General features: G+C 71.2%; 27 protein-coding genes. 14 read left to right on the top strand and 13 right to left on the bottom strand.

Features of this window, described 5'->3' with window-relative positions; translation table 11 throughout:
* Positions 1-14: 14 nt before the first annotated feature.
* Complete coding sequence (locus tag ISG29_RS21390) at positions 15-398, top strand: iron chaperone (protein WP_194504870.1); 384 nt, start codon at positions 15-17, stop codon at positions 396-398.
* 67 nt (positions 399-465) lie between these two features.
* Here the strand turns inward: ISG29_RS21390 and ISG29_RS21120 are convergent, their stop codons facing one another.
* Positions 466-1,311: a LysR family transcriptional regulator gene (locus ISG29_RS21120; protein ID WP_194504871.1), complete on the bottom strand. Its 846-nt coding sequence runs from the start codon at positions 1,309-1,311 to the stop codon at positions 466-468.
* A gap of 98 nt (positions 1,312-1,409) precedes the next feature.
* Here ISG29_RS21120 and ISG29_RS18175 point away from each other — a divergent pair, with 98 nt between their 5' ends.
* Complete coding sequence (locus tag ISG29_RS18175) at positions 1,410-2,132, top strand: SDR family NAD(P)-dependent oxidoreductase (protein ID WP_194504872.1); 723 nt, start codon at positions 1,410-1,412, stop codon at positions 2,130-2,132.
* 272 nt (positions 2,133-2,404) lie between these two features.
* On the opposite strand, the gene ISG29_RS18180 is transcribed toward ISG29_RS18175, so the two are convergent.
* A complete protein-coding gene (locus ISG29_RS18180) occupies positions 2,405-3,289 on the bottom strand; it encodes a sigma-70 family RNA polymerase sigma factor (RefSeq protein ID WP_328829769.1) in 885 nt (294 codons plus the stop codon).
* Between the two features lie 360 nt (positions 3,290-3,649).
* Between ISG29_RS18180 and flgN the strand changes: the two genes are divergently transcribed.
* The 5 genes from flgN to ISG29_RS18205 are packed head-to-tail and all read left to right on the top strand — an operon-like array spanning position 3,650 to position 8,791.
* The gene (flgN, locus tag ISG29_RS18185; protein ID WP_194504873.1) at positions 3,650-4,090 is read left to right on the top strand and encodes a flagellar export chaperone FlgN; all 441 of its coding nucleotides are present in this window, start codon (positions 3,650-3,652) and stop codon (positions 4,088-4,090) included.
* Between the two features lie 4 nt (positions 4,091-4,094).
* Positions 4,095-5,009 (top strand): hypothetical protein, encoded by a 915-nt coding sequence (locus tag ISG29_RS18190; protein ID WP_194504874.1) that lies wholly within the window; start codon positions 4,095-4,097, stop codon positions 5,007-5,009.
* Between the two features lie 55 nt (positions 5,010-5,064).
* Positions 5,065-6,735 carry an MDR family MFS transporter gene (locus ISG29_RS18195; RefSeq protein WP_235960337.1) on the top strand — a complete coding sequence of 557 codons (1,671 nt, stop codon included), beginning with the start codon at positions 5,065-5,067 and terminating at the stop codon, positions 6,733-6,735.
* A 24-nt stretch (positions 6,736-6,759) separates the two neighbouring features.
* Positions 6,760-7,206 carry a MarR family winged helix-turn-helix transcriptional regulator gene (locus ISG29_RS18200; protein WP_194504875.1) on the top strand — a complete coding sequence of 149 codons (447 nt, stop codon included), beginning with the start codon at positions 6,760-6,762 and terminating at the stop codon, positions 7,204-7,206.
* Between the two features lie 22 nt (positions 7,207-7,228).
* Entirely contained in the window at positions 7,229-8,791 is a 1,563-nt protein-coding gene (locus tag ISG29_RS18205; protein WP_194504876.1) for a helicase HerA-like domain-containing protein, read from the top strand.
* Between the two features lie 38 nt (positions 8,792-8,829).
* On the opposite strand, the gene ISG29_RS18210 is transcribed toward ISG29_RS18205, so the two are convergent.
* From ISG29_RS18210 to ISG29_RS18220, 3 genes are read right to left on the bottom strand one after another with little or no spacing between them, the layout of a single operon-like run.
* A complete protein-coding gene (locus tag ISG29_RS18210) occupies positions 8,830-9,762 on the bottom strand; it encodes an alpha/beta fold hydrolase (protein WP_194504877.1) in 933 nt (310 codons plus the stop codon).
* 11 nt (positions 9,763-9,773) lie between these two features.
* A complete protein-coding gene (locus ISG29_RS18215; RefSeq protein WP_207793319.1) occupies positions 9,774-11,381 on the bottom strand; it encodes a glycoside hydrolase family 13 protein in 1,608 nt (535 codons plus the stop codon).
* A 46-nt stretch (positions 11,382-11,427) separates the two neighbouring features.
* Positions 11,428-12,792 (bottom strand): cryptochrome/photolyase family protein, encoded by a 1,365-nt coding sequence (locus tag ISG29_RS18220; protein ID WP_328829773.1) that lies wholly within the window; start codon positions 12,790-12,792, stop codon positions 11,428-11,430.
* Positions 12,793-12,890: 98 nt separating this feature from the next.
* Here ISG29_RS18220 and ISG29_RS18225 point away from each other — a divergent pair, with 98 nt between their 5' ends.
* Positions 12,891-13,577 (top strand): metal-dependent transcriptional regulator, encoded by a 687-nt coding sequence (locus ISG29_RS18225; RefSeq protein ID WP_194504879.1) that lies wholly within the window; start codon positions 12,891-12,893, stop codon positions 13,575-13,577.
* Between the two features lie 84 nt (positions 13,578-13,661).
* On the opposite strand, the gene ISG29_RS18230 is transcribed toward ISG29_RS18225, so the two are convergent.
* From ISG29_RS18230 to ISG29_RS18245, 4 genes are read right to left on the bottom strand one after another with little or no spacing between them, the layout of a single operon-like run.
* Positions 13,662-14,285: a response regulator transcription factor gene (locus tag ISG29_RS18230; protein ID WP_194504880.1), complete on the bottom strand. Its 624-nt coding sequence runs from the start codon at positions 14,283-14,285 to the stop codon at positions 13,662-13,664.
* Positions 14,282-15,436: a sensor histidine kinase gene (locus tag ISG29_RS18235; RefSeq protein WP_207793320.1), complete on the bottom strand. Its 1,155-nt coding sequence runs from the start codon at positions 15,434-15,436 to the stop codon at positions 14,282-14,284. Before ISG29_RS18235 ends, ISG29_RS18230 begins: the two co-directional genes overlap by 4 nt.
* Positions 15,433-16,218, bottom strand: a complete 786-nt coding sequence (locus ISG29_RS18240; RefSeq protein ID WP_194504881.1) for an ABC transporter permease — start codon at positions 16,216-16,218, stop codon at positions 15,433-15,435. Before ISG29_RS18240 ends, ISG29_RS18235 begins: the two co-directional genes overlap by 4 nt.
* A complete protein-coding gene (locus ISG29_RS18245; protein ID WP_194504882.1) occupies positions 16,215-17,177 on the bottom strand; it encodes an ABC transporter ATP-binding protein in 963 nt (320 codons plus the stop codon). Before ISG29_RS18245 ends, ISG29_RS18240 begins: the two co-directional genes overlap by 4 nt.
* Positions 17,178-17,382: 205 nt before the next feature.
* Between ISG29_RS18245 and ISG29_RS21395 the strand changes: the two genes are divergently transcribed.
* Complete coding sequence (locus ISG29_RS21395) at positions 17,383-17,817, top strand: hypothetical protein (protein ID WP_194504883.1); 435 nt, start codon at positions 17,383-17,385, stop codon at positions 17,815-17,817.
* On the opposite strand, the gene ISG29_RS18255 is transcribed toward ISG29_RS21395, so the two are convergent.
* Together ISG29_RS18255 and ISG29_RS18260 are read right to left on the bottom strand one after the other, a co-directional pair.
* Positions 17,794-18,654 carry a Sir2 family NAD-dependent protein deacetylase gene (locus tag ISG29_RS18255; protein ID WP_328829777.1) on the bottom strand — a complete coding sequence of 287 codons (861 nt, stop codon included), beginning with the start codon at positions 18,652-18,654 and terminating at the stop codon, positions 17,794-17,796. The genes ISG29_RS21395 and ISG29_RS18255 overlap by 24 nt on opposite strands.
* 25 nt (positions 18,655-18,679) lie before the next feature.
* Positions 18,680-18,949, bottom strand: a complete 270-nt coding sequence (locus ISG29_RS18260) for a DUF2277 domain-containing protein (protein WP_194504884.1) — start codon at positions 18,947-18,949, stop codon at positions 18,680-18,682.
* A 165-nt stretch (positions 18,950-19,114) separates the two neighbouring features.
* Between ISG29_RS18260 and ISG29_RS18265 the strand changes: the two genes are divergently transcribed.
* Both ISG29_RS18265 and ISG29_RS18270 read left to right on the top strand, forming a co-directional pair.
* On the top strand, positions 19,115-19,516 hold the full coding sequence (locus ISG29_RS18265) for a helix-turn-helix domain-containing protein (RefSeq protein ID WP_194504885.1): 402 nt from the start codon (positions 19,115-19,117) through the stop codon (positions 19,514-19,516).
* Positions 19,517-19,593: 77 nt separating this feature from the next.
* Entirely contained in the window at positions 19,594-20,274 is a 681-nt protein-coding gene (locus tag ISG29_RS18270) for a hypothetical protein (RefSeq protein WP_194504886.1), read from the top strand.
* 37 nt (positions 20,275-20,311) lie between these two features.
* On the opposite strand, the gene ISG29_RS21765 is transcribed toward ISG29_RS18270, so the two are convergent.
* Entirely contained in the window at positions 20,312-21,760 is a 1,449-nt protein-coding gene (locus tag ISG29_RS21765; RefSeq protein ID WP_194504887.1) for a HupE/UreJ family protein, read from the bottom strand.
* Between the two features lie 154 nt (positions 21,761-21,914).
* Here ISG29_RS21765 and ISG29_RS18280 point away from each other — a divergent pair, with 154 nt between their 5' ends.
* Positions 21,915-23,570: a DUF3500 domain-containing protein gene (locus ISG29_RS18280; RefSeq protein ID WP_194504888.1), complete on the top strand. Its 1,656-nt coding sequence runs from the start codon at positions 21,915-21,917 to the stop codon at positions 23,568-23,570.
* 58 nt (positions 23,571-23,628) lie between these two features.
* A complete protein-coding gene (locus ISG29_RS18285) occupies positions 23,629-24,804 on the top strand; it encodes a saccharopine dehydrogenase family protein (protein WP_194504889.1) in 1,176 nt (391 codons plus the stop codon).
* Between the two features lie 75 nt (positions 24,805-24,879).
* Here ISG29_RS18285 and ISG29_RS18290 read toward each other — a convergent pair whose 3' ends face one another.
* Positions 24,880-25,506, bottom strand: a complete 627-nt coding sequence (locus ISG29_RS18290; protein WP_194504890.1) for a TetR/AcrR family transcriptional regulator — start codon at positions 25,504-25,506, stop codon at positions 24,880-24,882.
* A 108-nt stretch (positions 25,507-25,614) separates the two neighbouring features.
* Between ISG29_RS18290 and ISG29_RS18295 the strand changes: the two genes are divergently transcribed.
* The gene (locus ISG29_RS18295; protein ID WP_207793321.1) at positions 25,615-26,775 is read left to right on the top strand and encodes an epoxide hydrolase family protein; all 1,161 of its coding nucleotides are present in this window, start codon (positions 25,615-25,617) and stop codon (positions 26,773-26,775) included.
* Positions 26,776-26,788: the final 13 nt, after the last annotated feature.

Below are 26,788 nucleotides of genomic sequence, written 5' to 3' on the forward strand. Positions count from 1 at the left end.
GATACGGTGAGCGCGTGCCCTCACCCAAGCGTGCCTCCCTCGACGACTACTACGCCCAGCTCTCCGACGCCGCACGCCCGCACCTCGAGCGACTGCGCGAGCTGAGCCTGGCCGCCGCCCCCGACCTCACCGAGAAGCTCGCCTGGAACAACCCGGCCTTCCACCGCGACGACGTGCGGCTGTGGATGCTCCAGGCGTTCAAGGCGCACTGCTCGTTGCGCTTCCCGACGCACCAGTTCGCCGACCAGAGGGCTGCGGTCGAAGCCGCCGGGTACGAGGCGGGCGAGGGCTTCGTCAAGCTGCCCTACGACCGGCCGTTGCCCGAGGATCTGCTGGTCGCGCTCATCGGGGCGCGGCTGGCGGAGTTCGAACGCACCGGATCGACCTGGTCGGGCTGAGCGCCAGCCCTCTCGTCATCGGCCCTCTCGTCATCGGCCCTCTCGCCATCGGCCCTCTCGATCGGACTCACAGACGCGCGGCCGTGCGTGCCAGGCCGGCGACGCCGACCGACGTGCTGTGTGGGGGCCAGGCCAGCACCGTGGTCACGCGCGGCGCGTCGACCAGCGAGACCACCGCGACGCCGTCGCGCACGTAGGCCTGCACCGACTCCGGCAGCACGATGGCGGTGCGACCGAGGCGGACCAGTTGCACCATCTGGGTCAGGTCGCGCATCTCCGGTCCCGGCCCGTCGGGGTAGCTGCCGTCGATCTCCGGCCAGCGCGGGCAGGGGAGATCCGAGATCGACCGTGCCTCGGCCTCGGTCATCGACGTCCGCTGGCTGGCCGGGTGGCCTGCCGGCACGATCACCACCTGGTCCTCGACCAGCAGGGTCTCGACGTCGAAGCCGCTCAGGTCGTCGAAGGGCCGGTGCAGTAGTGCGACGTCGGCCCGCCCGTCACGCAGCATGAGCGCCTGGTGGCGTGGCGGGCTGAAGACGACCTCGACGTCGACGGCGTCGGGTTCCGCGGCGTAGGCGTCGAGCAGCTTGACCATCACCTCGCCGGCCGAGCCGGGCTTGGCGGTCAGCACGATGCGGCTCTCGCCGGGGGTCTGGGCCGTGCGTCGGGTGCGCCGTTCGGCCGCCTCCATCGCGGCGAGGGCCACCCGCCCCTCCCTCAGCAACGTGAGGCCGGCGTCGGTGAGGTCCATGCCACGCGGCGTGCGGTCGAAGAGGGTGGCCCCCAGTCGCCGCTCCAGCCGCGCGATCGCCCGCGACAACGGCGGCTGCGCGATGCCGAGTCGGTCGGCCGCGCGCCCGACGTTCGCCTCCTCGGCGACCGCGACGAAGTAGCGCAGCTCGCGAGTCTCCACGTGCTCAGCCTACGCACCACCAGCAGTCATACCGAAAAGGTATGGCAACGGACTTGGTCGGTGTTGGAGGCCCACGCCGGCCGTCGAACGATGGAGACATGGAGCAGAAGAGGACGGCGCTGGTCACCGGCGCCAACAAGGGAATCGGTTACGAGATCGCCAGGGGATTGGCGCGGCGGGACTTGCGTGTGGGCGTGGGTGCGCGCGACACGACTCGCCGTGAGGAGGCGGTCGGCCGCCTGCGAGCCGAAGGGCTGGACGTGTTCGGCGTGCCGCTCGACGTCACCGACGACGGCAGTGTCGCCGCGGCGGCCGAGCAGCTGGAGGCGCAGGGCGGCCTGAACGTGCTGGTGAACAACGCCGCCATCAGCGGTGGCATGCCTCAGGAGCCCAGCCGGGTCACCCCCGAGCAGCTGCACGCCGTCGTCGACGTCAACGTCGTCGGAGTCGTGCGCGTGACCAACGCGATGCTGCCGCTGTTGCGTCGGGCCGCGTCGCCGCGCCTCGTCGTCGTGTCGAGCTCGGTCGGATCGCTGGCGCTACAGACGGCTCAGGCCGATCCGGTCGGCCCGCTCTCCGGTGCGTACTCGCCGTCCAAGTCCTTCCTCAACGCCATGACCGTGCAGTACGCCAAGGAGCTGGCCGGCACCGGCATCCTCGTCAACGCGGGCTGTCCGGGGTACGTGGCCACGGACCTCAACGAGCACCAAGGCTTCCGGACACCCGAGCAGGGTGCCGCGATCTTCCTCGAGCTGGCCACCTTGCCCGACAACGGTCCTAGCGGCACCTTCCGCGACGACGAGGGCACCCGGCCCTGGTGAGAGGCCCCCGAAATGACGGGCGACCCGCAGGCGTGACGCCGAACGATGTCGGAGCCGTGCCCGGCGGACGGTGTCCGGGCGCCTGCGGGTCGGGTGACTGCTGGGGATTCGCCAGCAGCGGATGCTGCGGTAGTCGTCCTCAGCGGCTGCTAGCGGGCAGCCACCTCACGCGTCCTTGAAGAAATCATTCTTCGGACCACCTCCTTTCCCGTGTACCCCGAAGGTACGCCGGTACCGGAGGCCGACACAACGGATTTTCGGTCCGGGCGTCGTCAGGCGGAGGCGGCGTCCGGCACCGCGTGCAGGTGCCGACCCGTGGCGTGGCGCTCGGCGACCGCGTCGAAGTAGGCCTGACGACGGCGGGCCGCGCAGCCGTTCGGTCGGTTCGGCGCCACGAGCAGCTCGGGGTCGAGCGCGGAGTTGAGGGCGTCGCGCAGCAGGGTCAGCGCCTCGGCGCGGATCTGCGAGATGCGTGACTCGGTCACACCGAGCTGCTCGGCGATCTCGGCCATCGGTCGCTCGGCGAGGAAGTACTCCTGGACGACGACGCGCAGCCGCTCGGGCAGCTCGGAGATCGCGGCCACGAGGTACTCGAGGCGCTCGCGGTGCTCCACGGTCTCCGACGGCGCAGGGGTCGAGGAGACCAGCACGTCCTCGAGGGCGACCTCGGAGGCCTGGAGCGAGAGCACGCTGGCCCGGGCGACGTCGCTGTCGTTGGAGTCGATCTCGGCGACCGAGATACCGAGCTCGTCGGCGACCTCGGTGTTGGACGGCGCGCGACCGAGGCTGTTGGTCAGCTCGGTGCGCACTCGCTCGAGGTCGCGGCCGCGGCGGCGGACCGAACGGCTGGCCCAGTCGACCTGGCGCAGCTCGTCGAGGATCGCTCCGCGGATGCGGCTGGCGGCGTACCGGGTGAAGGGGGCACCCCGCTCGGGGTCGAAGGCCTGGCCGGCCCTGACCAGTGCGGTGAGCCCGGCCGACTTGAGGTCGTCGCGGTTCACATGCGCCGGGACGCGGGTCAGGGTCTCGCGCACGATGTGGTGCACGAGGGGGATGTGGTCGACCATCAGCTGCTCGCGGCCGGCGTCGTCGAGGATCGGGGCGGTCGTGACATCTGTCGGGGGACGGATGTCGTGGGCCTGGGCGCTAGGGGTCACGCCGGTCTCCTTGGGTGAGGGCGTCGATCACCCTCCCTGGTGATCGATCGGCGACGGGGTGCGGGGCAACCTGGGTGGGGCTGCTGCGGGGGGTCCGTCGGGCATCACTGTGATACAGATTCTGATCACCGCGCAGGCGTTTCAGCGGGACTAGCCCGATGTGACTACCAAGAACGGACGAAGGTCCAGTCCAGTGAGCGTGTGGAAAGTTGGTGGAACTGCGGTCGCCGGCCCGTTCCTGCTCGCTGCTGGATCTTCTCAGGTGCACCCCCGTGAGGCCGACTGGAACGTCGGACGGTGCGTTGTCTCCGTCGCTCGGGCCGGAGCCCTCGGCCGCCCCTCCTTCCCTGGGAGCCCCGCGTGGAGAAGCTGTCGCTCATGCTCTGGCGTGAGCGCGAGCTGTTGGAGGCCCTCCTCTACCGGCTGGAGGTGGAGCAGCTGATGCTCGCCGCGAACCGCACGGTGAACCTCGCCCGGGCCGCCCGTGACGTCGACGCCGTGCTGGACCTCCTGCGCGAGACCGAGGTACTCCGCGGGGTCGCGGCCACCGAGGTGGCCGCCGAGCTCGGTTGCGACCCGGGAGCGTCGCTCGCCGAGCTGGCCGAGATCGCGGAGGAGCCCTGGCGCACGATCCTCGTCGATCACCGAGATGCCTTCCACGAGCTCACCCGCCGGGTCGGCGCGGTGTCGGCGACCAACCGCGATCTGCTGAGCAGCGGCGCCCAGCACGCGCTCGACGCCTTCGCCGATCTCGGTGACCTCGTCTCCTTCGGCTCCCCGCTGGTCGAGGGCCAGGGGTGAGTGCATGACCACACCCGGGCCGGTCGGAGCCTCGGGTTCACTGATCCCCTTTCCCGACCGGTCGGCCAACGCCGGCGAGGCCGATCGCCGGGCATCGGCGCGGGTCGAGCGCGCTCAGCACGCGCTCGGGGTCGCGTGCGGACGTGCCGACCGGGTGAAGCTGCTGCGCGCCGAGCTCGACGCCGGGCGCGCCGACGGCGTCGGGATCTGCCTGGTGCGCGCGCTGGCGACACCGGGCGCCGCCACCGCCTCCGATCTGGTCGAGGCCCGAGAAAGGCAGCGCGACGTCCTGGCCAGGCATGCCGAGGTGGTAGCCGACGAGGTGCCCTGGCTCGGCGAGGTGCTCGAGCCGGTCGCTGCCGCGAGCGGCGAGGACGACGGAGAGCTGCCCGCGGCTCTTGCCGGGTACGTGTCGCTGCTCGATCGGCTCGACGTGGTGGTGGCGACGCTCGTTCGCACCGCCTGGCAGCGGCGACTGGACCTCACGCGTGCGGAGGAGACCCTGCGGCGGTTGCCCGAGGCCGATGCCGCAGCGATGGTCGAGGTCGCGGTCGCGCCACGGCTCTACGCCGAGTCCGGCCAGGTGCACGAACGGGTCGCAGCGGTGCTGGACCGACTCACCGATCAGGTGTGCTCGCCTGGCGTCTCGTCGGGGCCCGTCGAGACCCCGGGCTCGAGCGCGCCGGGGCGTCTCCAGCTCGAGCTGAGGTTGGAGTGGGCTCGGCTCGCGCTGAGCCGCGCGTCACACGAAGGGTGCTCCGAGGTCGAGGTGCGCGCAGCGCAAGAGCGCGTCGACCTGCTGCTCGCGGCCCGCGAGGCGGCCAGCTCGCCGGACCGCCGTGGAGGTCGCGACGGAGCCCGGGCGACGCCTCGCAGCGAGCGTGACCTACATCGCAGCCTGCTGGACTTCCTCCGCTGACGGCCCCGGGAATATAGTTGCGCTATCGCAACCTTCTTTCCTCGTGAAGAGAGCCATGACGCACCAGACGCCCGCCGTGCCCCCGCCGTCCCTCGCCACGACCCATGAGCCGGCGGCGCCCATGACCCACCGGCAGGTGATGGAAGCCCTCTCGGGGCTCCTCCTGGCGATGTTCGTCGCCATGCTCTCCAGCACGGTCGTCACCAATGCCCTCCCGCGCATCGTCTCCGACCTGCACGGCAGCCAGACCGGGTACACCTGGGTGGTCGTCGCCACCTTGCTGACGATGACCGCCACCACGCCCCTGTGGGGCAAGCTCGCCGACCTCTTCGACAAGAAGCTGTTGGTGCAGCTGGCCCTCGTCATCTACGTGGTGGGCTCGGTCGTGGCGTCCCTCTCGTCCTCGATGGGCATGCTGATCGCGGCGCGCGCCATTCAGGGACTCGGCATCGGTGGCCTCTCCGCCCTGGTGCAGATCGTCATCGCGGCGATGGTCTCGCCGCGAGAGCGCGGCCGCTACAGCGGATACTTGGGAGCGGTGTTCGCGGCCGCCACGGTGTCCGGCCCGCTCATCGGCGGCGTCGTCGTCGACTCCGCGCTCGGCTGGCGCGGTGTCTTCTTCATCGGGCTCCCCTTCGCCGCACTCGCCCTGGTGTTGCTCCAGAAGACCCTGCACCTGCCGACGGTCAAGCGCGAGGTGCGCATCGACTACCTGGGGTCGACGCTCATCGTCGCCGGCATCAGCGTCGTGCTCGTGTGGGTCAGCCTGGCCGGCAGCCAGTTCGCCTGGGCCTCGGTCACGACCGGTGTGCTCGTGGCCGCCGGAGTCGTGCTGCTCGCTGCCGCGGTGCTCGTGGAGATCAAGGTGGCCCACGAGCCGATCATCCCGATGCAGCTGTTCCGCGACCGCACGGTCGCCCTCGCCACCACGGCGTCGGTCTTCGTGGGCGTCTCGCTCTTCGCGGGCACCGTCTACCTCAGTCAGTACTTCCAGACCGCACGCGCCATGACGCCGACCGAGGCCGGACTCATGTCGATCTGCATGGTCGGTGGTCTCTCCCTCAGCAGTCTGGTGACCGGGCGCGTCATCACCGCGACCGGCCGGTGGAAACGCTGGCTCGTCGGCGGGGCCGCCCTCTTGACCGTCGCCCTGGTCCTGCTCGGCACGATCGACGAGTCCACCTCCCTGGTCGAGGTCGGCTCCTTCATGGCACTGCTCGGCATCGGTGTGGGTGCGACCATGCAGAACCTCGTGCTGGCGGTCCAGAACAGCGTGCCGCTGGCGCAGTTGGGTGCTGCGAGCTCGGTGGTCGCCTTCTTCCGCTCCATCGGTGGTTCGGTCGGTGTGTCCGTCATGGGCGCCCTGCTCGCCACCCAGGTCTCCACGAAGGTCAACGAGGGTCTGACCCAGCTCGGCGTCGACCCCGGCCAGACGCACGAGAGCCACAGCATCCCGGACCTCGCCAGCCTTCCGGCCCCGGTGCGATCCGTCTTCGAGCAGGCCTTCGGCGAGTCGTTCGGGCACATCTTCATGCTGGCGGCGCCGTTCGCCCTGCTGGCTCTCCTCTGCGTCTCCTTCATCGAGGAGGTGCCGCTACGCACCAGCAACACCGAGCTGACCGCGATGGAGCGCCAGGTGGCGGACGCGTCCCCCGAGGCCACCGCCGAGCTGGTCGAGACGACGCTCGTGGGTGCTGCGGGGCGCGCCGAGACCGACCGCCCCTGAGAAACCCGGCTAGGGTGGCGCGCGATGACAGCACCACGGGCTGAGTCCCTCATGCGACTCGAGCAGGAGGTCGGCGTCCTGATCCGCAGGGTCCGCCGCCTCATCCACGAGCGCGCCGCCGCCGTCCATCCGGATCTCCAGCCGGCCGCCTACCTGTTGCTCGCGCATCTCGCCGATGTCGGACCGGCCCGTGCCTCGAGCGTGGCCGACCTGTTCCACATCGACAAGGGCGCGGTGAGCCGGCAGGTGAGCCACCTCGTCGAGCTCGGTCTCGTGGAGCGCACTCCTGACCCCGACGATGGGCGCGCGTCGCTGCTCTCGGCCAGCCCGGACGCCGTGGCGCGGCTCGATGACATGCACGTGAAGCGACGTGAGTGGCTCTCGGAAAGGCTGGCGGGCTGGAACGAGGACGACCTCGACACCCTCGCGGTAGTGATGGGGCGCTACAACGACGCGCTCGGCATGGGCTGAGCGTCTCGACTGGGGGAGCACGATGACGGACGCCGCAGGCGCGCAGCAGCGCGCCGACGACCTCGTCGAGCAGGCCAGGGCCGGCTACGTCGTGGCCGGGGCGGCCATGGAGCTCGGCGCGCTGATGCTGGACGCCGACACCGTCGTCGCCGACGCACCGGTACGCGCGCCGATCGGCATGCTCAACCGGCACGCGCTGGTCACCGGCGCCACCGGCACCGGCAAGACCAAGACGCTCCAACAGATGGCCGAGCAGCTGAGTACCGCCGGGGTTCCGGTCTTCGCCGCCGACATGAAGGGCGATCTCTCCGGGCTGCTCGCACCCGGAGCGGAGTCGGAGAAGGTGCGCGCTCGCGCGCAGCAGATCGGCCAGGACTGGCAGCCCACCGGCTATCCCGTCGAGCTCTACGCCCTCGGTGGCCGCGGCATCGGGCTGCCGGTGCGGGCCACCGTCACCTCGTTCGGGCCGCTGCTGCTCAGCAAGGTGCTCGGTCTGAACAGGACCCAGGAGTCCAGCCTCGGGCTGGTCTTCCACTACGCCGACTCCGCCGGGCTCCCGCTGCTCGATCTCTCCGACCTCCGCGCCGTGCTCACGCACCTGCTCTCCGACGACGGCAAGGCCGCCCTCAAGGGGCTGGGTGGTCTGTCCTCGGCCACCGCCGGGGTGATCCTGCGCTCGCTCATCACCCTGGAGGACCAAGGCGCCGATGAGTTCTTCGGTGAGCCCGAGCTCGACACCGCCGACCTGCTCCGCCGGGCCGACGACGGCCGCGGCGTCGTCTCGCTGCTCGAGCTGCCCGGGGTGCAGGACCGCCCGGCCTTGTTCTCGACCTTCCTGATGTGGCTGCTCGCCGACCTCTACGGCGACCTGCCCGAGGTGGGCGACGCCGACCTGCCCTCGCTGGTGTTCTTCTTCGACGAGGCGCACCTGCTGTTCGCCGATGCCTCCGATGCCTTCCTCGACCAGGTCGCCCAAACGGTGCGGCTGATCCGCTCCAAGGGCGTCGGCATCGTGTTCGTGACCCAGAATCCCACCGACCTGCCCGACGAGGTGCTCGGGCAGCTCGGATCCCGCATCCAGCACGCGATGCGGGCGCACACGCCGGCCGACGCGAAGGCCCTCAAGGCGACCGTCAACACGTTCCCGTACTCGGGCTACGACGACCTCGGCCGCGTGCTCACCGGTCTGGGCATCGGAGAGGCGGTGGTGACCATGATGGACGACCGCGGGGCACCGACGCCCGTGGCGTGGACCAAGCTGCGGGCACCGCAATCGCTCATGGCGCCGGCGACGCCCGACGCGATGCGCGCCGTCGTGGCCGCCAGCCCCCGCAACGCCGTCTACACCGAGGTGATCGACCGCGAGTCGGCCCGCGAGAAGCTGGCCGCCAAGGTCGAGCAGGGCGCGGCGACCCAGGAGGCCGAACGGCACGTCCCGGCGCAGAAGCCGTCGTCCCAGGCGCCGCCCAAGCAGGAGCAGAGCACCGTCGAGAAGGTCGTCGGCTCCAAGGTCTTCCAGGACGCCGCCCGCACGGCCGCCCGCGAGATCGTGCGCGGCATCTTCGGTGCGGCCCGGCGGCGCTGAGCCTCAGTCGGCCGTCAGTCGTGCCGTCAGTCGTGCCGTCAGTCGAGATGGCGCTGGACGAACGCGCGCCAGTCGCGGGCGCTGCGCGCGGGGATCTCGACGTAGGGCAGGTGGCCGATGCCGTCGTAGACGATGCTCTCGGCGTCGGCGATGGCGGCCCACGCGACGGCCGTGTCGGGGTGCACGATGCGGTCCTCGGCGCCCCACATCACCAGGGTCGGGGTCGTGATCTCCGCCAGCCGTTCGGTGAGGTAGTCGCGCTGGTAGAAGTCCTCGAACACCTCGGCGTAGCTCTCGCGACGGGCGATGTGGTCGGCGCCCATCGCGGCCACGATCGGGCGTGGCGCGAAGGGTGGCCGCGACATCACCAGGGCGTAGAAGCGCAGGTAGCCCGCGGTGTCGGTGGGCAGGAACGGGTTCGCACCCTCCCGTTGCAGCGCCGCCTCGGCGTCGCTGGGGGTCGACACGACGCCCGCGGCGTCGCAGAGGCACAGGGAGGCGACCAGGTCGGGGTGGGCGAGCGCCAGATGGGCGGCGATGAAGCCGCCCATCGAGTTCCCGATGACGTGGACGCGTGAGATGCCGAGTCCGGTGACGAGGCGAGCGACCCGCTCGGCCTGCGCCGGTGCGCCGTATCCGGCGCCGGAGGTGAACGGTGTGCGGCCGTGCGCCGGCAGGTCGGGCACGATCACGCGGAAGTCGCGCGTGAGGTGCCGGGCGAAGGCGGCCCAGGTGGAGGCGTCTGCGGTGTAGCCGTGGACGAGCAGCAGCACGGGCTTGTCGCTCGGCCCGCCCGCCAGGTAGCTGATCGGCACGCCGTTGACGTGCGCGGTGTGCCGGCTCAGCCCCGCTTGACGCTCGGCGAGCGCGAAGCTCGCGCGGGCCACCGCCTGCCCGGGGCGGGGCCAGGTGGCCACGACCCCGGCGACGCCGGCGGTTGCGAGCAGGGCCAAGGCGGTGCGGATCCTCACGGCGCTGGACGTTAGCGCACCCACACGGCGGTGTCGGCGGGCAGCTTGTCGTCGACCGCACCGCTGGCCATGATCACCTCGCCCGCCGGCAGGGGAGCAGGTGTGGAGCCGGTGTTGAGGACGACGGTCACGTCACCGCGGCGAAAGGTCAGCACCTCACCGTCGACGGCGAGGTCGCTGACCTCACGGGCATGGGCGTCGAGGGTGCGCCGCGCTGCGAGCGCCTGGCGGTAGAACGCGAGCGTGGAGGCCGGGTCTGCCGCCTGCGCCGCGACGCTCGCCGCGCCCCAACCGGCCGGCTGCGGCAGCCACGGCTGCCCGGTGCCGGGGCCGAAGGCGTACGGCGGCTCGGTGCCGTCCCACGGGATCGGCACCCGACAGCCGTCGCGGCCGACTTCCGGCTTGTCGGTGTCCTTGGTGCGCAGCCAACTGGGGTCGGTACGGGCCTCGGGCGGCACGTCGACCTGCTCCAGGCCCAGTTCCTCGCCCTGGTAGAGGTAGGCCGAGCCGGGCAGCGACAGCATGGTCAGGGTCGCCGCGCGAGCCCGCGCCAGGCCCTGGTCGCCACCGCCGTAGCGGGTCACGTGCCGCACGACGTCGTGGTTCGACAGCACCCACGTGGGGCTCGCGGAGACCTCGGCCAACGCGTCGAACGTGCTGGTGATGACGTCGGCGAACGCGGGCGCCGTCCAGGCTGCGAGCAGCCACGAGAAGTTGAAGGCCTGGCTCATCTCGTCGTCGCGCACGAAACGCGCCATCGACTCCGGCGTCTGGGTCCAGGCCTCGGCGACGGTCATCCGGTCACCGTCGTACTCGGCGAGGACCTGGTGCCAGCGGCGGTAGACGTCGTGCACCTCGGGCTGGTCCCACATCGGCTCGTCGGCCAGCGTGCGCTCGACCATCGAGGCGGCGTTCTCGCCGGCCGACGGGCCGCGCGTGGCGCTCTCGTCGCGCACCTGGTCGCGCAGCGACTCCTCCTTGAAGAGGCCGTGGGCCACGTCGACGCGGAAGCCGTCGACGCCTCGGTCGAGCCAGAACCGCAGCACGGCGACGAACATGTCGCCGACCTCGGGGTTGCGCCAGTCGAAGTCGGGCTGAGAGGAGTCGAAGAGGTGCAGGTACCACTGGCCGTCCGGGACGCGGTCCCAGGCCGAGCCGCCGAACACCGAGAGCCAGTTGTTCGGCGGCTCGGCGCCGTCGGGGCCGCGGCCCTCGCGGAAGATGTACCGCGCGCGCTCGGGGCTGCCGGGCCCCGCTGCGAGGGCGGCCTGGAACCACGCGTGCTGGTCCGAGGAGTGGTTGGGCACCAGGTCGACGACCACCTTCAGGCCCAGCTCGTGGGCGCGGGCGAGCAGCGCGTCGGCGTCCTCGAGGCTGCCGAAGAGCGGGTCGATGTCGCAGTAGTCGCTGACGTCGTAGCCGTGGTCGTTCTGCGGGGAGCGGTAGAACGGCGAGATCCACAGGGCGTCGACGCCGAGCGCGGCCAAGTGGTCGAGGTGCGCCGTGATGCCGGGCAGGTCGCCCACTCCGTCGCCGTCGGCGTCGGCGAAGCTGCGCGGGTAGACCTGGTAGATGACGGCGTCACGCCACCAGGGCGCGGTGTCGACGGGAGTGCTCATGCGGCCCATCGTGGCATACGAGGCGCGGATTCGTGTACCGGTAAACTCATCTGTTCTTGATGCGTTGGTAGCGGTCCAGCGCCTCCTGGCGCTCCTCCTTGTGGTCGACCAGGGGCTGTGGGTAGCCGACCAGGTCGCGCGTGTCGTCGTCCGGCTCGTGCGGGTCGGGCACCTGGTCGGGGTCCGACAGCTCCTCGACCCAGCGTCGGATGTAGTCGCCGGGCGGGTCGAACTTCTTGCCCTGAGTGGTGGGGTTGAAGACCCGGAAGAACGGCGAGGCGTCGGTGCCGCTGCCTGCCGTCCACTGCCAGCCGTGCTGGTTGGAGGCGAGGTCGCCGTCGACGAGCCAGTGCATGAAGTGCCGGGCGCCGTGCTGCCACTCCAGGTGCAGATCCTTGACCAGGAAGCTGGCCACGATCATGCGGACCCGGTTGTGCATCCAGCCCGTGGCTCGAAGCTGCCGCATGCCGGCGTCCACGACCGGGAAGCCCGTGCGTCCCTGCGTCCAGGCGTCGAGCTCGGCACCCGGACGGGCGTAGTCCATCTTCGCGAACTCGGGCTTGAGGTACTCCCTGGCCGTCTCGGGACGCTGGTGCAGCACGTCGGCGTAGAACTCGCGCCAGGCCAGCTCGGTGCGGTAGGTGCGCGCACCGTTCGAGCGCCGCTGGGCCAGGTCGGCCAGCAGCGTGCGGGGGTGCACCTCGCCGTACTTCAGGTGCACCGAGAGGTGGCTGGTGCCGTTGACGCCCGGCTTGTCGCGGTCGTCGTCGTAGCGGTCGATGCGGTCGAGGAACTCCTGCCAGCGTGCGAGCGCGGCGTCCTCGCCGGCGTCGGGCAGCTCGAGACCGGAGGGCAGGTCGGGCGCGGGGATGTCGGTGGTGCTGTCCTGCTCCGCGTCGAGCGCCAGCCACGAGCAACCGGACGGCGCGTCGACCGGCCCGCGCCAACCGTGATCGGCCCAGGCGCGCGAGAACGGGGTGAACACCTTGTAGGGGTCGCCGGTCTTGTTCGTGACCCGACCCGGAGCCACCGCATACGGCGAGCCGGTGCGCACGAGCTCGATACCGGCGTCCTCGAGGGCCTGCTCGACGTCGTCGTCGCGCTGCGCGCCGTAGGGACCGTAGTCGGCGGCGATGTGCACCTGGTCGGCCTCCACCGCCCGTGCGGCGAGCACCACCCGACGCACCGGGTCGCCGCGCACCACCGAGAGACCCGCCTGACGCTGGCGCAGTGAGGCGTCGAGCGCACGCAGCGAGGCGCCCAGGTAGGCGCGACGACTGGGCCCGGCCGGCCCCCACAGTCGGGGGTCGAGCACGAAGAGCGGCAGCACCTCACCCGACTCGGCCGCGGCGAGCAGGGCCGGGTTGTCGCGCAGGCGCAGATCTCGGCGGAACCACATGACGGCAGGCACCCGTCCACCCTGCCAGCGTGCGGACCAGCGGCGCAGGCTCCGGTGGGGTGAAGGCTCCGAGTGGTGCCGACGCGGCACGTCGATGGGAGGATGGGCGCGTGAGTGACCTGATCGACACCACCGAGATGTACCTGCGCACCATCTACGAGCTGGTCGAGGAGGGAATCGTGCCGCTGCGGGCACGCATCGCCGAGCGCCTGCACCAGTCCGGCCCGACCGTGTCTCAGACGGTGTCGCGCATGGAGCGCGACGGGCTGCTCACGGTCGAGGGCGACCGACACCTCGAGCTCACTGACACGGGGCTGGTCCTGGCCACCCGCGTCATGCGCAAGCACCGCCTGGCCGAACGACTGCTCACCGACGTCATCGGCCTCGACTGGGAGCTCGTGCACGAGGAGGCGTGCCGCTGGGAGCACGTGATGAGCGAAACGGTCGAGAAGCGTCTGCTCGAGTTGCTCGGTGGTCCCACGGAGTCGCCGTACGGCAACCCGATCCCCGGTCTCGACGAGCTTGGGCAGACCGAGCCCGGCGAGGGATTCATGACCGGTGTCGAGGCGCTCTCCGACGTCGCCGCGGATGCCGAGCAGCAGGTGTTGGTACGTCGCATCGCCGAGGAGATGCAGAAGGACGAGCAGCTCATGAGCGCGCTGCGGCGCGTCGGTGCCCGGCCCGAGTGCACGGTCACGGTGGTGGCCACGCCTCACGGCGTCCTCATCGGGTCCGGCGGCGAGAGCGCCGAGATCGTGCCCGAGGCCGCCGAGCACATCTTCGTCAGCCGCCTCTGACCGACCCCTCGAGGCACGATTCGCGACCCCTCGAGGCACGATTCGCGACCCCTCGAGGCACGATTCGCGACCCCTCGCGAGTGACTACAGCCAGCCGTTGTCTTCGGCGAGGCGGCAGGCGCCGGCTCGGTTCTCGGCGCCGGTCTTGCCGATGGCGGCCGAGAGATGGTTGCGCACCGTGCCCTCAGAGAGGTGCAAGGTGCGGGCCAGGGCGGCCACCGACGCGCCGTCGCGGGCAGCGCGCAGCACCTCGGTCTCGCGCTCGGAGAGCGGCGACTCGCCGAGCACCAGCGACGAGGTGGCCAGGGCCGGGTCGACCACCCGCAAGCCGGCATGCACCCGGCGGACGGCGTCCGCGAGCTGTGCGGCGGGGGTGTTCTTGACGACGAAACCGGCCGCCCCGCTGCGCACGGACCGGTGCAGGAAGCCGGGCCGCCCGAAGGTGGTCACGATGAGCACCCGTGTGTCTGGGAAGCGCCGCACGACCTCGGCGCAGGCGTCCATGCCGCCCATGCCCGGCATCTCGACATCGAGCAGCAGCACGTCGGGGCGGTATCGCTCGACCTGGTCCAGGGCCGCCTCGCCGCTGCCGGCCTCGCCCACGACCTCGAGATCCGGCTCTAGGCCGAGCAGGGCGCTCAGCGCCCCCCGCACGAGATCCTGGTCGTCGGCCAGGACGATCCTGATCGGCTCGGCGCTGCTGCTCACGGCCGACTCACCTCCAGGCAGAAGCCGGGCGAGAGCGCCCGGGTGGAGAGCATGGCGCCCACGGCCGCCGCACGGTCGCTCAGCCCGGCCAGGCCGCTGCCGCTCGTGGGCGAGGCACCGGCGCCACCGACATCGAGAACCCCGCGACCGTCGTCGGCCACGCGGAGGCTGGTCGACCGCACCGTCACGGTGCAGCGCCGCGCGTCGCTGTGCCGGACGACGTTCGTGACGCCCTCGCGCAAGGTCCACGCGAACAGCTCCGCGAGGTCGTCGGGCACCGTGCCCAGGTGCGCAGGTTCCGGCAGGTCGGTCTCGATGCCGGCGGCCTGGAGGGCCAGCCGCGCCCGCGCCAGCTCACCGGTCAGCGAGATCTCGCGATACCCCTCGACGGCGCGTCGCACGTCGTCGAGCGCCTCGCGGGAGAGTCGCTCGAGGTCGTCGAGCTCGGCGATGGCACGGTCGCGGTCGGTGTCGACCAGGCGGCGGGCCAGCTCGGCCTTGAGGGCGATGACCGTGAGGGAGTGCCCGACCACGTCGTGCAGGTCGCGCGCGAACCGGTTGCGATGCTCGGAGAGGGCGAGCCGCTGGTTGTCGTTGGTGGCCAACTGGAGTTCGGCGTTGGCTCTCAGCATCCGGGTGATGCCCCAGATGGCCATCGACGCCGCGAGCATGGCGACCAGCAGGCCGGCATCGACCGACCACCCGGGCACGAGCACGGTCGCGGCGAAGGTCGTGACCGCGATGGTGCCGGCCAGCACGATGCCGAGGCGGCCCTCGAACGCCATGATCGCGGTGACGCACGTGTAGACCGCCGCCGCGGTGCCGGTCTGCCCGACGCTCAGGCACATCACGACGCCCAGCGCGATCTCGAGCGTCACCGTCGTCGCCGCGAGCCGCGAATCGGGGGTGCGGGCTGTCCAGCGGCCGCTGCGCACGGCGTAGAAGAACCGCAGGTACACCGCCGCGAAGGCGAGCACGGCGACCAGGCCGACCCAACCCCCGAGGGAGTCCCGTCGCTGCCACGCCGCGCCGAGCGGCTGGAGGAGGAAGAGGATCCAGACGGTGGCGAACAGGCCGCCGCGCTGCCACGGCCGCCCCTCACCGTCCGGGGGCGAGCCGAAGGGACGCCGATACCTCGACAGCTGGGTCACACGCGAGCCGTGTCTGCGCTCATCCGCCACGCGGCGCCGGCCACGAAGAGGCCGAGCCACGCCAGCGCGTTGACGATCGCGAACCACGGCAGCTCGTGGGTGAGCGGGGCGCGCGCGACTTCGGCGACTCCGTACATCGGCGTCCAGTAGGCGATGTCGCGGATGACCGCGGAGTACTGGTCCAGGGGGATGAACAGCCCCCCGAGGAAGGAGAGCAGGGCCAAACCGGGACCGAGTATCTGCATGGCGTTCTCACCGGGTACGAGGTAGCCGACGAAGACCCCCAGGGCGGCGAAGCTGAGGATGCAGACCAGCGTGGTGAGGCCGCAGGCGATCCAGGCGCCGAGGGGCAGGTCGACGGTGCCCTTGGCGGCACCGACGACGTTGACGGCGACGATGGCGACCACGCCGGCGCTGAGGGCGACGAGGGCCTTGACCAACACATAGGCCACTGGATGCAGGGGTGTGGTGCGCAGCTGGCGCGACCAGCCCTGGGCGCGCTCGGTGGCGACACCGGCGCCGGTCGCGGCCGCGATGAGCGCGCCGCCGTAGAGAGCCATGGACACCATGATGTACGCCGCGACGTTGCCGACGCCCACCTTCTGCTCGCCCTGGTCGCCGGAGCCGAACACGAAGAACATCGCGACGGGGAACGCGAGGGCGAAGATCACGGTGCGCCGGTTGCGCAGCACGCGCATCAGCTCGATGCCGAGCAGGGTGCGGTTGAAGCCGCCCAGGGGAGGGACGCGGCGCGTGGCCGGGTCGGTCTCGAGCGTGCTCATGCGAGTGCTCCTTCGGTGCTGGTGGCCTGGGGTCGGGTATCGCTGGTGAGGGTCACGAACGCCTCCTCGAGTCCGTGCGTCTCGATCTCGAGGTCGCGGGCGCCGGTCTCGGTGAGCAGATAGCGGGCGACGGCGTCGCTGTCGCACGTCCGGACCACGATCATGTCGCCCTGCGTGGTCGCCCGCTCGACCCCGGGCAGCCGATGCAGGGCCGCGAGGTCGGCGCCCGGCAGCACCGCGCGCACGGTCCGCCCGGAGGCCAGCGCCTTGATCTCGGCCCCGGTGCCGTCGGCCACGACCTCACCGTGCGCGATGAGCACGATGCGGTCGGCGTACCGGTCGGCCTCCTCGAGGTAGTGCGTGGCGAACACGACCGCCCGGCCGCGCGCGGCGTCGTCTCGGATGGTGGCCCAGAACGCGCGCCGGCCCTCGACGTCCATGCCCGTCGTGGGCTCGTCGAGGAGCAGCAGCTGCGGGTCGGAGAGCAGGGCCATGGCGAAGCGCACCCGCTGCTGCTCGCCCCCCGAGCAGGCGCCCACCTTGCGTCCGGAGAGGTCGCCGATGCCCGCGGCCGCCAGCGCCTCGTCGACCGGCCGGGACGCCGCGAAGAGGCTTGCGGTGTAGCGCAGCGTCTCGCGCACGGTGAGATCCTTGAGCAGTCCGCCGCTCTGCATGACCGCGGCGACGAGCCCGCGAGAGACCGCATCGCGCGGCGCCATGCCGAAGACGCTCACGTCACCGCTGGTCGGTTGGGAGAGGCCGAGCACCATGTCGATGGTCGTCGTCTTGCCGGCGCCGTTGGGGCCGAGGAACGCGACCATCTCGCCGGGCTCGACCACGAGGTCGAGACCATGGACGGCGAGCACGCCGTCCGAGCGGCCGGTGCCGCCGAATCTCTTGCCGACGCCCGAGAGTCGGATGGCCGGCGGGCGGCCGGCGAAAGTGGTGGAAGTCGTCATGCCCTCAGCATCCAGTGAGCGGCATCGCAGCGACCAGCACGTCCGTCACCGGTCGAGCGTGACGGATGTCAGGCCTCCTGCTCGCTGCGCTCGCCGGATGGGAGGTTGTCGGGGTAGGCATGCGTCCTTAGTCTGGTCGGGACGTCCGGCGCCTGGGGGAGCCGGCACGCGGGCGGCGAGCGGGCCGCCAGGGGGGACGGAGCGCATGGAGATGGTTGCGCTGACGACGCGCGCCGTCCACCTGACGCGTGGTGACGGCCGCGGGGGCACGCTGGTGATCTCGCACCGGGACTCCCAGCTGCGGCGAGGTCTGGAGATCGACGAGGAGCTGGTGCTCGTCGACCCCGACGGCGAGTTCCACGCCGCCACGGTGGTCGAACTGCACTTCGAGCTCGAGGACACGCTCTATGTGCTGCGCCTCGGTGCCCGCCTGCCTCCCGAGCACGTCCGTCGCCTGTGGGAGCGCGACGGCAACCCGCACTCCGACCAGGGCGCCGACTCCGAGCCGGACTCCGAGTCCGACACCGATTCCGACTCCGATTCCGACTCCGAGCGGGAGCTCCTGGCGATGCTCGCGCGCCTGCGTGACGAGCGCGGGCGCGACCCGGATGCCGGGCTAGGAGACGGCACCTCGCGCTGAGTCCGAGGTGCGAGCCGACGCCCGGCGCTCCGCGAGGGCCGAGAGGAACGCGCTGCACCCGGCGGAGACCGTAGAGGTCGCGAGGTCGTCGCCGCGGGTGCTGCCACGATTGACGATGACGACCGGGACGTCGAGGCTCGCGGCGCGCTTGACGAAGCGCAGGCCGCTCATCACGGCCAGGCTGGAGCCAGCGACCAGCAAGCTCCCACGCCGGGTGCCCTCGGCCAGCGCCTCGACCGCCCCGTAGCAGTGTGCGACCCGCTCCCTCGGCACGTTCTCGCCGAAGAACACGACGTCGGGCTTCAGCACGCCGCCGCAACGGCACGCGGGCACGACGAAGTCGCCGAAGTCCTCCTCGAGCTCGACGTCGCCATCGGGGTTGACCGCCACGTGGGCGTGCCGTGCCACCCACCCCGGGTTGAGTCGATCCAGCTCGTCTTGGAGTGCGGACCGGGCCGAGGTCCGGCGGCACGCCAGGCACACCACGTCCGCGATGCGCCCGTGCAGGGCGACCAGGGGGGTCGTGCCCACCCGTTCGTGGAGGCCGTCGACGTTCTGGGTGATGACCAGGGAGGCTCCGAGCCGAGCCACGGCCAGGTGCCCGGGGTTGGGGTCGGCGCGCCGCATCCGGCTCCACCCCAGGTGGCTGCGGGCCCAGTACCGGCGCTGCGCGGCCGGCCCGGAGACGAACTCCTGGAACGTCATGGGGCTGCGCCGCGGCGCGCCCGGGCCGCGATAGTCCGGGATGCCGCTGTCGGTGGAGAGGCCGGCGCCCGTGAGCACGACGAGCGGCCGATCGGTCAGCAGGCCGAGTGCGGCCTCCGCCCGGTCGCTCACGCCCAGCCCACCCTGCTCGCCCGACTCATCGGGCGTAGCGGACGGCGGCGCGGGCCCGAGCCTTCTCGGCCTCGACCTCGCGATCCTTGGGCGGCGCGTGCGTGACGAGCGCGTCGAGCAGGGTTCTCGTGGAGGCGGCGATCTGGGCCACCGCGGCGTCGAAGGCCGGCTGATTCGCCTGCGAGGGCTTGGTGGAACCACTGACCTTGCGCACGTACTGCAACGCGGCGGCGGTGACCTCGTCGGTGGTCGCCGGGGGCTCGAAGTTGTGGAGCTGGCGGATGTTCCGGCACATGGTCGCAGCCTACGACCGCAGGGCGGGAGTGATGGGGTGCTATCCACTGCTAGCGGTGCGACGGAAGAAGAATCATCATGTGGAGTAGAGAAAACTCCGAGCCTGTGACTCGATGCACACCCTGCAGAGGTTGCAAGTGCTAGCAAGAGCAAGCACTATGGGGTCATGGCCAAGGGAAAGGTCACCAAGACCGTCGAGACTCTCGGCGAGTACCTCAAGGAGCAGCGCGTCACCGCCCAACTCTCCTTGCGGCAGCTCGCAGAGCAGGCCGGCGTCTCCAACCCGTACCTCAGCCAGATCGAGCGCGGACTGCGCAAGCCGTCCGCCGAGGTGCTCCAGCAACTCGCCAAGGCATTGCGCATCTCTGCCGAGCAGCTCTACCTCCGTGCCGGGATCGTCAGCCTCGACGACAGTCTGGGCGGTTCGGTGGAGCTCGCGGTGCTCGGTGACGGCCAGCTCACCGAGCGACAGAAGCAGACGCTGCTCGACGTCTACCAGTCCTTCCTCGCACTCAACGCGGGGCTCGCCGACCATGGCGATGCCTCGAGCCAGGGCGAGGAGCAGTAACCCCCGACGGCCGGGCGCCCGCCCGGTCGACACCCGAGACGGATCCGCTGGATCCGACGAGAAGGAGAAGCGACACCATGGCCAAGGCCACGTTCAACATCAAGACCGAGGCGACCAAGGGTCTGCACGCCGGCGTGGGCGTCGTCGACCTCGCCGTCGAGACCGTCCGCGGCTACGTCACCGACGCAGGCAAGCGCGTCACCGAGATCCAGAAGGACGTGCACGGCCGGTTCGAGGACGTGCAGAAGTCCGTCTCCGACTTCGACTTCGAGCCGAAGGCGCTGCGTGAGCAGACCACCAAGTTCGTGAACGCGCAGGTCGACGTGCTCTCCGCCGAGGCCAAGACCCGTCGCTCCGCGATCGAGTCCAGGGTCGCCGAGCTCCAGGGCGAGGCGAAGGCCTACCCGGCGAAGGTGCAGGGTCTGGTCGACAGCAACGTCGCCACCGCGACCGCCGCCTACGACGACCTCGCCAAGCGCGGTGAGGTGCTCGTGGCCCGCATCCGCAAGCAGGAGTCGACCGTCGCGACCAAGAAGGCCGCGAAGACGACCACCTCGAAGGCCAAGACCACCTCGACCCAGGCCAAGAAGGCCACGAAGTCGACGGCCAAGAAGACCACCACCACCGCCAAGAAGACGGCGAAGAAGTCCGCGCCGGCCGCCAAGAAGTCGGCCAAGGCCACCTCGACCGCCGCCAAGAAGACCGCCTCCTCGGCCGCCACCGCGACCGCCGAGGCCGCCAAGAAGGTCGGCGACTGACGTCGTCGGTCTCCGGGCGAGCCGGCACCCTCGTCCGTCAGGAACCAGCCCCAGGATCCGCACGGATCCTGGGGCTGGTCCGTTTCCGTGCCGCTCGACCTGCGTCGGCACGGCCGGCGGGCATCGCGGGTTCACTCGCCGAGCGGGTCAGGTGGAGCGAGAGGCACAGCGCCGCCAGGCCCGCCCAGGACCACACCGGGTGGTCGGAGAGGGTGTCGAAGACCGGTGCCAGCGCCGGGGGAGTGTCTCGGAGCAGGGCGAGGATCCAGTCCAGGGCGCACACGCTCCCGGCGCCCGCGACGGCCAGGACCAGGTAGGCGTAGTCCCGACTGGCCGAGGCCAGGTAGAGCAGCGGCACGGTCGCGACGACGACGCACAGTTGGGCCAGCTCGATGCCGAGATTGAAGCCGAGCACGGCGAGCAGGGTGTGCGCGCGGTCGAGGCCGAGCTCCACGATCGTGGTCGCGAACGCGCAGCCGTGCACGAGGCCGAAGCCGGCCGCGATGGCCAGCTCGCCACGGGGGACGAGCGGGCGCACGGCGTGCACGGCGGCGACCACGATGGAGACGGCCACCGCGATCTCGACGGGCTTGCCCGGCACGTCGAGGAGGCCGAAGGACACCAGGGCCAACGTGATCGAGTGGCCGAGCGTGAAGGCCGTGGCGATCCCGGCCACCAGCCGAGCCGTCGCGATCACCCCGCGCCGCGGGGCGCCCGGGGCGGTCGCGTCGCCTCCGGGGCCGCGTCGTCCGCGCACGACCAGGGGGGCCGGCAGCAGGAGCATGGTCAAGAAGAGCAGGTGGTCGTACCCCCCGGCGATGTGCCGCATGCCGGTGCCGATCATGGTGCGTAGTCCCACCGGGTGCGCGGTACCGCGGGCGCCCGTGCCGATCACCTCGACCCACGGGTCGGCCTGGGTGGCGAGACCGACCAGCGTCGTGCTGCCGCCGGCCAGCGAGGAGACGTAGGCCTTGTGGCTCGGAACCTCGCGTGAGACCAGCAGCCACCTCAGCGCCACCCGGTGCGCGGGCCCCGCGGTGGGCACCGAGAGCCGTACCGAGAGAGACGGGTAGCCACCGACGTGCCCCAGTGACACCTCGACCACCCGGGGCTCCAGCAGCACCCCGCCCTGCGTCGATATCCCTGTGGAACCGGCCGGGACGTCCTGCGGCGCGACGACGACGCCGACGTCGCGGGCCACGCGCCGGGCGAGGCCGGCGGCGGCGGCCTCGACGCCGTTCGGCGTGGGGGCGATGCTCTCGCCCGTGGCCAGCTCGTACTCCTCGATCGGGATCTGGGCATCGAGGGTCACGGCCTCGGAGCCGGGCGAGACGACCACGGTCGTCCATGGCGAGGGATGCGCCGATGCCGGCGCCAGGCCGCCGAGGCAGAGCAGGAGGGCCGCGCCGACACCCAGCGCGGCCGCGAGCCGCACGAGCAGGTGCCGGACGCGAGCGGGGCGGAGCGCAGGGCCGAGGGTGGGCACCGGCCCATGATGAGGGGCGAGGGGCCGAGGGAGAGCCCCGGAGGCCGTGCTCACAGCATCCCCATAGGGCTAAGGGGCCGCCGGCGCCGATCTCACAGCGCATCCACAGCGCTGTGACATCGATCCGGCTCAGCACTTTCTTAGGCTCTGTGGCATGACAACACGACTGCTCCGTTGCGTGCCGCTGGCCGTCGCAACGGTCCTTCTCGGAGCCACGGGTCACGCCCTGGCTGCCGCCTCGTCCACCGGCGCTACCACGGGGGCTGCCTCCTCGGGGGCGAGCTCGACCACGGCTGCGGTCGTCGAGGCGGCCGACGCCTTCATCGACTCGCTGAGCAGCGCGCAGGTGCAGACGCTGACCTACGACTACGACGACTCGGCCAAGTCGGCCTGGTCGAACCTGCCGGTCGGGTCCGGCCGCAACGGCCTCAAACTCGGCGACCTGACCTCGACCCAGCGGGAGCTGGCCCTCGACGTCGTGGCGGCCGAGCTCTCCGACCAGGGGTACGCACAGGAGGAGCAGATCCGACTCGCCGACGACAACCTCAAGTCTGCCGGCGGCAACGGGTACGGCTCCGGCCTCTACTACCTGGCCTTCTTCGGCACGCCTTCCACGTCGAGCCCCTTCTTCGTGCAGTTCGGGGGGCACCACATGGCGATCAACGCCGACTTCGACGGCGACGCGGTGGCGGTGACGCCGGAGTTCATCGGTGTCGAGCCCCAGACCTTCACCGCCGCCAACAGCAGCTACTCGCCCCTGGCCGGTGAGAAGTCCGCGGTCTTCGCCCTCCTGGACTCCCTCGACAGCACGCAGCTGGGGCAAGCCAAGATCTCGGGCACCTTCTCCGATGTCGTGAAGGGCGCGAACACCGACTCCACCGCCTACCCGGCCGACCAGGGGGTGCTCGTGAGCTCGTTGAGCAGCGCTCAGCAGGATCTGGTCACCGGCGTCATCGAGCAGTGGGTCGACGACTTCCCCGACGACGTGGCCGACGACTACCTCGCCGCCTACGAGTCGGCCTACGACCAGACCTACGTCGGCTGGGGCAACACCACGGACCCCACCGGCAAGGCCTACGTCCGCGTCTCGGGTCCGCGGGTCTGGATCGAGTACATCCACCAGGCGGGCGTGGTCTACTCCAACCAGGTGCACCAGCACACCGTGTTCCGCGACAAGTCGTACGACTACCTGGCGGGCGAGAGCACCAGCACCCCGTCGGTGACCTCGCAGACCAGTCTGAGCGCGCCGGGCGGCACGTACGGCGACCCCGGCACGGCCACCGTGTCGGTCGTCGCCGCCGACGACAGCACTCCGACCGGAGACGTCAGCCTCCTCGACGAGGACGACGCGGTGCTGGCGACGGGCACGCTCTCGTCCGGCTCGGTCACCCTGGACCTGCCCGACACGCTGTCGGCGGGCACCCACACGCTGACCGCCGCCTACCAGGGATCGGACGCCGTCGACGCCTCCACCTCCTCTGCGGTACCGGTCTCGATCGCCCAGCGCGACAGCTCGATCGCCGCACGGCTGGCCAAGGCCCGGGTCGCTCGCGGCCATCGCGCCACGTTGGTCCTCACAGCGGGGCCGGCGTCGCCGGCCGTCTCGGGTCGAGTGCTGACCAAGGTCGACGGGCGGATCCTCCGGCGGGTCCGGGTCACCGCGGACGAGGCCGGGAGCACGCTGCGGATCCGTCTGCCGAAGCTTGCGGTCGGAGTGCACCGCGTGCGGGCCGTACTCGTCCCGAGCAGCGACTTCGTCGGCTCGCGCAGCGCCTTGCTGCGGCTGCGGATCCTCTCGCGGCGAGCCTGAAGGATTCTCGGAGGTCCTGGGGCTCGTCCTCGACAGTGGGCCCTGACACCATGGGCGCATGGCTCTGCGCGACACGCCCCTCGACCTCGCCCTCGTCGGTGCCACCGGCTTCACCGGTGGACTGACCGCCCACTACCTGGCGCGGCACGCGCCGGCCGGTCTGCGCTGGGCCCTGGCCGGCCGCAACATCGCCAAGCTCGAGGCGGTCAAGGCCGAGCTGGTCGAGATCAATCCCGACCTGGCCGACCTGAGGCTCGTGCAGGCCGACAGCGGCGACCCGGCCTCCCTGACCGAGCTCGCGCGGCAGTGCGGCGTGATCGCGACGACCGTCGGCCCCTACCGCGAGCTGGGGGAGCCGCTGGTGGCCGCCTGCGCCGAGGTCGGCACCGATTACGTCGACCTCACCGGCGAGCCCGAGTTCGTCGACACCATGTACGTGCGGCACCACGCTGCCGCAGAGCGCAGCGGCGCCCGCATCGTGCACGCGTGCGGCTTCGACTCCGTCCCACACGACCTCGGCGCGTTCTACACCGTGCGCGAGCTGGCCGCGACCGGGCCCGTGACCATGCGTGGCGTCGTCCGGGCCGGGGCGAGCTTCTCCGGCGGCACCTTCCATTCCGCACTGGGGGCCTTCTCCAACGCCCGCGCCATGAGTGCGGCCCTCAAGGAGCGCCGTCGCGTCGAGCCGAGGCCGGAGGGCCGCAAGGCCCGCGCCGTGTCGGGAAAGCCGCACAAGGACGCCGTGACCGGCTACTACCTGCTGCCGATGCCCACCATCGACCCGTTCGTCGTCGTGCGCAGCGCCGCGGCGCTGCCGGAGTACGGACCCGACTTCTGCTACTCCCACTTCGCGGGCACCAAGACGCTGCGCTACGCCGCCGGCGGTGCGGCCGGCGTCGGGGCGATCGCCCTCGCGGCCCAGGTGCCACCGCTGCGCAACGCGCTCAAGAAGCGGGTGAAGCAGGGCGAGGGGCCCTCGCCCGCGCGGCGGGAGAAGTCGTGGTTCACCGTCGACTTCGTCGCCGAGGGCGACGGCCGCCAGGTACGCACCCGCGTCTCCGGTGGCGACCCGGGCTACGACGAGACCGCGAAGATGCTCGCCGAATCGGCACTGTGCCTGGCCTTCGACGACAACCCCTGGACAGCCGGCTGCGTCACCACCGCGCAGGCGATGGGGGAGAACCTCCTCGACCGCCTCCGCGCCCGGGGCATGCGTTTCGAGACCCTCGACTGACCCGTCACGAGTTTTCATGTGACCCGTCACGAGTTTTCATGTGACCCGTCACGAGTTTTCATGTGCTGGAGGCGGCTAGCTGCGCAGGGACGAGGACGGGGAGGACCGGCGCCGCGTCGATAGGTCACGGGCGTGCTGCTCAGGCACGCCCAGCAGCAGCAGGCTGGCCACCACCGCCGTGTCGACATCGAGGTCGGGCTGGGTGCGCCCGGCGTCCGCGACGGTGAAGACAGCGGCGTACGCGAGCTGCCCCAACAGCTGGGGGGGCAAATGCCGAGCGAACACCTCGGACCGCTGTCCCCGTTCGACGAGTTCGGCGAGTGACTGGTCGACCGGGGTCAGCAGGGCGTGGATCTCTTCGCCGAGTTCGCCTCGTCTCAACGCCAGCAGCACCCGGTAGCGATGCGCCACCGGCCACAGCCGTCGAACGAACTCGGTCCACAAGTCCGCTGCCGGCTCGTCGGAGGCCTTCACCTCCGATATCACCTCGACGATGTCGCGCGCCGCTCGCTCGGCGAGCGTGCGGACCAGTGCGGCGCGGCTGGGAAAGTGGCCGTACACCGTGCGGCGGACCACTCCGGCGGCAGCGGCGATGTCACCCATCCCGGCGTCCGGCTGACCGCCCAGCACGTCACGGGCGACCTCGAGGATCCGTTCGCGGGTCTCCGCCGTGGCCGTGGACCGGGAAGCTGAAGCGTCCATGCCGGCATCCTTGCACAAGCGTGTGCATCGACGTATGTTGCACATCGGTGTGCATTGCACAGTGTTGTGCAAAGCGATTGAGTGCCGAGAGGTCAGGAGACGATGACGATGCAGCAGGCTCTTTCCGTTCGGCCCTTCAGGGTCACGGTCCCTGAGGGCGAGATCCGCGATCTCCGCGAGCGACTCGCGCGGACGCGGTGGCCGGACCCGGAGACCGTCGACGACTGGTCTCAAGGTGTCCGGCTCGAGCACGCTCAGGCGTTGGTCGAGCACTGGGCGCACCGCTACGACTGGCGCCGCTTCGAGGACGAGCTCAACCGGCATCCGCAGTTCCTCACCGAGATCGACGGGCTCGACATCCACTTCATCCACGTCCGTTCACCCCACGAGGGCGCCCTGCCGCTCCTCCTCACCCACGGATGGCCGGGCTCGATCGTCGAATTCATGGGCCTCATCGGGCCCCTCACCGACCCCGTGGCGCACGGGGGGCAGCCGGAGGACGCCTTCGATGTCGTCATCCCGTCGCTTCCCGGGTTCGGCTTCTCCGGCAAGCCGCGCGACACGGGTTGGGACGTCGCGCGCATCGCCGCAGCCTGGGTCGAGCTGATGCGGCGCCTGGGCTACTCGTCCTGGGCCGCGCAAGGCGGCGACTGGGGCTCCGTCGTGACGACCGCGCTCGGCGACATGCGCCCAGACGGCCTGCTGGGCATCCACCTCAACACTCCCTACGCCTTCCCCGAGGTCGTCTCCGATGACCTCTCGCCCGATGAGCAGTACGCCGTGGACACTCTGGCCCGCTACGTCGGCGAGCTCGGCGGGTCCAATCACGTCCAGGGCACCAAGCCCGAGACCGTCGGCATCGCACTCGCGGACTCGCCCGCGGGCCAGGCTGCCTGGATCTATGAGAAGTTCCAGTCCAAGACCGACAACCACGGGCTGGCCGAGGACGTGCTCGACACCGACACGATGCTCGACGCCATCTCCCTCTACTGGTACACCAACAGCGCCGCGTCCTCTGCCCGCATCTACTGGGAGAATCGGACGGCGACCATGGCCGGCCCCAGGCTGAGCCTCCCCGTGGCAGTGACCGTGTTCCCCGCCGACATCCCACGGCTTCCCAGAACCTGGATCGCGGACAGGTACGCCGACCTGGTCCACTACGCCGAAGCCGACCGGGGCGGACACTTCGCCGCCCTGGAGCAACCCGAGATCCTCGTCGAGGAGATCCGAGCCGGACTGCGCGGCATCCGCCTGGGAGCCCACGCATGACATGAGTGGCCGG

The sequence above is a fragment of the Nocardioides acrostichi genome (assembly GCF_015319165.1).
In the GTDB taxonomy this organism is placed as follows: Bacteria; Actinomycetota; Actinomycetes; order Propionibacteriales; family Nocardioidaceae; genus Nocardioides; species Nocardioides acrostichi.

Excerpts from the sequence above, each read along its gene's own strand:
- ISG29_RS18195 (WP_235960337.1), top strand. The coding sequence starts at position 5,065 with ATGACGCACCAGACGCCCGCCGTGCCCCCGCCGTCCCTCGCCACGACC.
- ISG29_RS18240 (WP_194504881.1), bottom strand. The coding sequence starts at position 16,218 with ATGAGCACGCTCGAGACCGACCCGGCCACGCGCCGCGTCCCTCCCCTG.
- ISG29_RS18290 (WP_194504890.1), bottom strand. The coding sequence starts at position 25,506 with ATGGACGCTTCAGCTTCCCGGTCCACGGCCACGGCGGAGACCCGCGAA.
- ISG29_RS18270 (WP_194504886.1), top strand. The coding sequence starts at position 19,594 with ATGGCCAAGGCCACGTTCAACATCAAGACCGAGGCGACCAAGGGTCTG.
- ISG29_RS18245 (WP_194504882.1), bottom strand. The coding sequence starts at position 17,177 with ATGACGACTTCCACCACTTTCGCCGGCCGCCCGCCGGCCATCCGACTC.
- ISG29_RS18265 (WP_194504885.1), top strand. The coding sequence starts at position 19,115 with ATGGCCAAGGGAAAGGTCACCAAGACCGTCGAGACTCTCGGCGAGTAC.
- ISG29_RS18190 (WP_194504874.1), top strand. The coding sequence starts at position 4,095 with ATGACCACACCCGGGCCGGTCGGAGCCTCGGGTTCACTGATCCCCTTT.
- ISG29_RS21395 (WP_194504883.1), top strand. The coding sequence starts at position 17,383 with ATGGAGATGGTTGCGCTGACGACGCGCGCCGTCCACCTGACGCGTGGT.
- ISG29_RS18285 (WP_194504889.1), top strand. The coding sequence starts at position 23,629 with ATGGCTCTGCGCGACACGCCCCTCGACCTCGCCCTCGTCGGTGCCACC.
- ISG29_RS18205 (WP_194504876.1), top strand. The coding sequence starts at position 7,229 with ATGACGGACGCCGCAGGCGCGCAGCAGCGCGCCGACGACCTCGTCGAG.
- ISG29_RS18260 (WP_194504884.1), bottom strand. The coding sequence starts at position 18,949 with ATGTGCCGGAACATCCGCCAGCTCCACAACTTCGAGCCCCCGGCGACC.
- ISG29_RS18295 (WP_207793321.1), top strand. The coding sequence starts at position 25,615 with ATGCAGCAGGCTCTTTCCGTTCGGCCCTTCAGGGTCACGGTCCCTGAG.
- ISG29_RS18215 (WP_207793319.1), bottom strand. The coding sequence starts at position 11,381 with ATGAGCACTCCCGTCGACACCGCGCCCTGGTGGCGTGACGCCGTCATC.
- ISG29_RS18280 (WP_194504888.1), top strand. The coding sequence starts at position 21,915 with ATGACAACACGACTGCTCCGTTGCGTGCCGCTGGCCGTCGCAACGGTC.
- ISG29_RS18200 (WP_194504875.1), top strand. The coding sequence starts at position 6,760 with ATGACAGCACCACGGGCTGAGTCCCTCATGCGACTCGAGCAGGAGGTC.
- ISG29_RS18175 (WP_194504872.1), top strand. The coding sequence starts at position 1,410 with ATGGAGCAGAAGAGGACGGCGCTGGTCACCGGCGCCAACAAGGGAATC.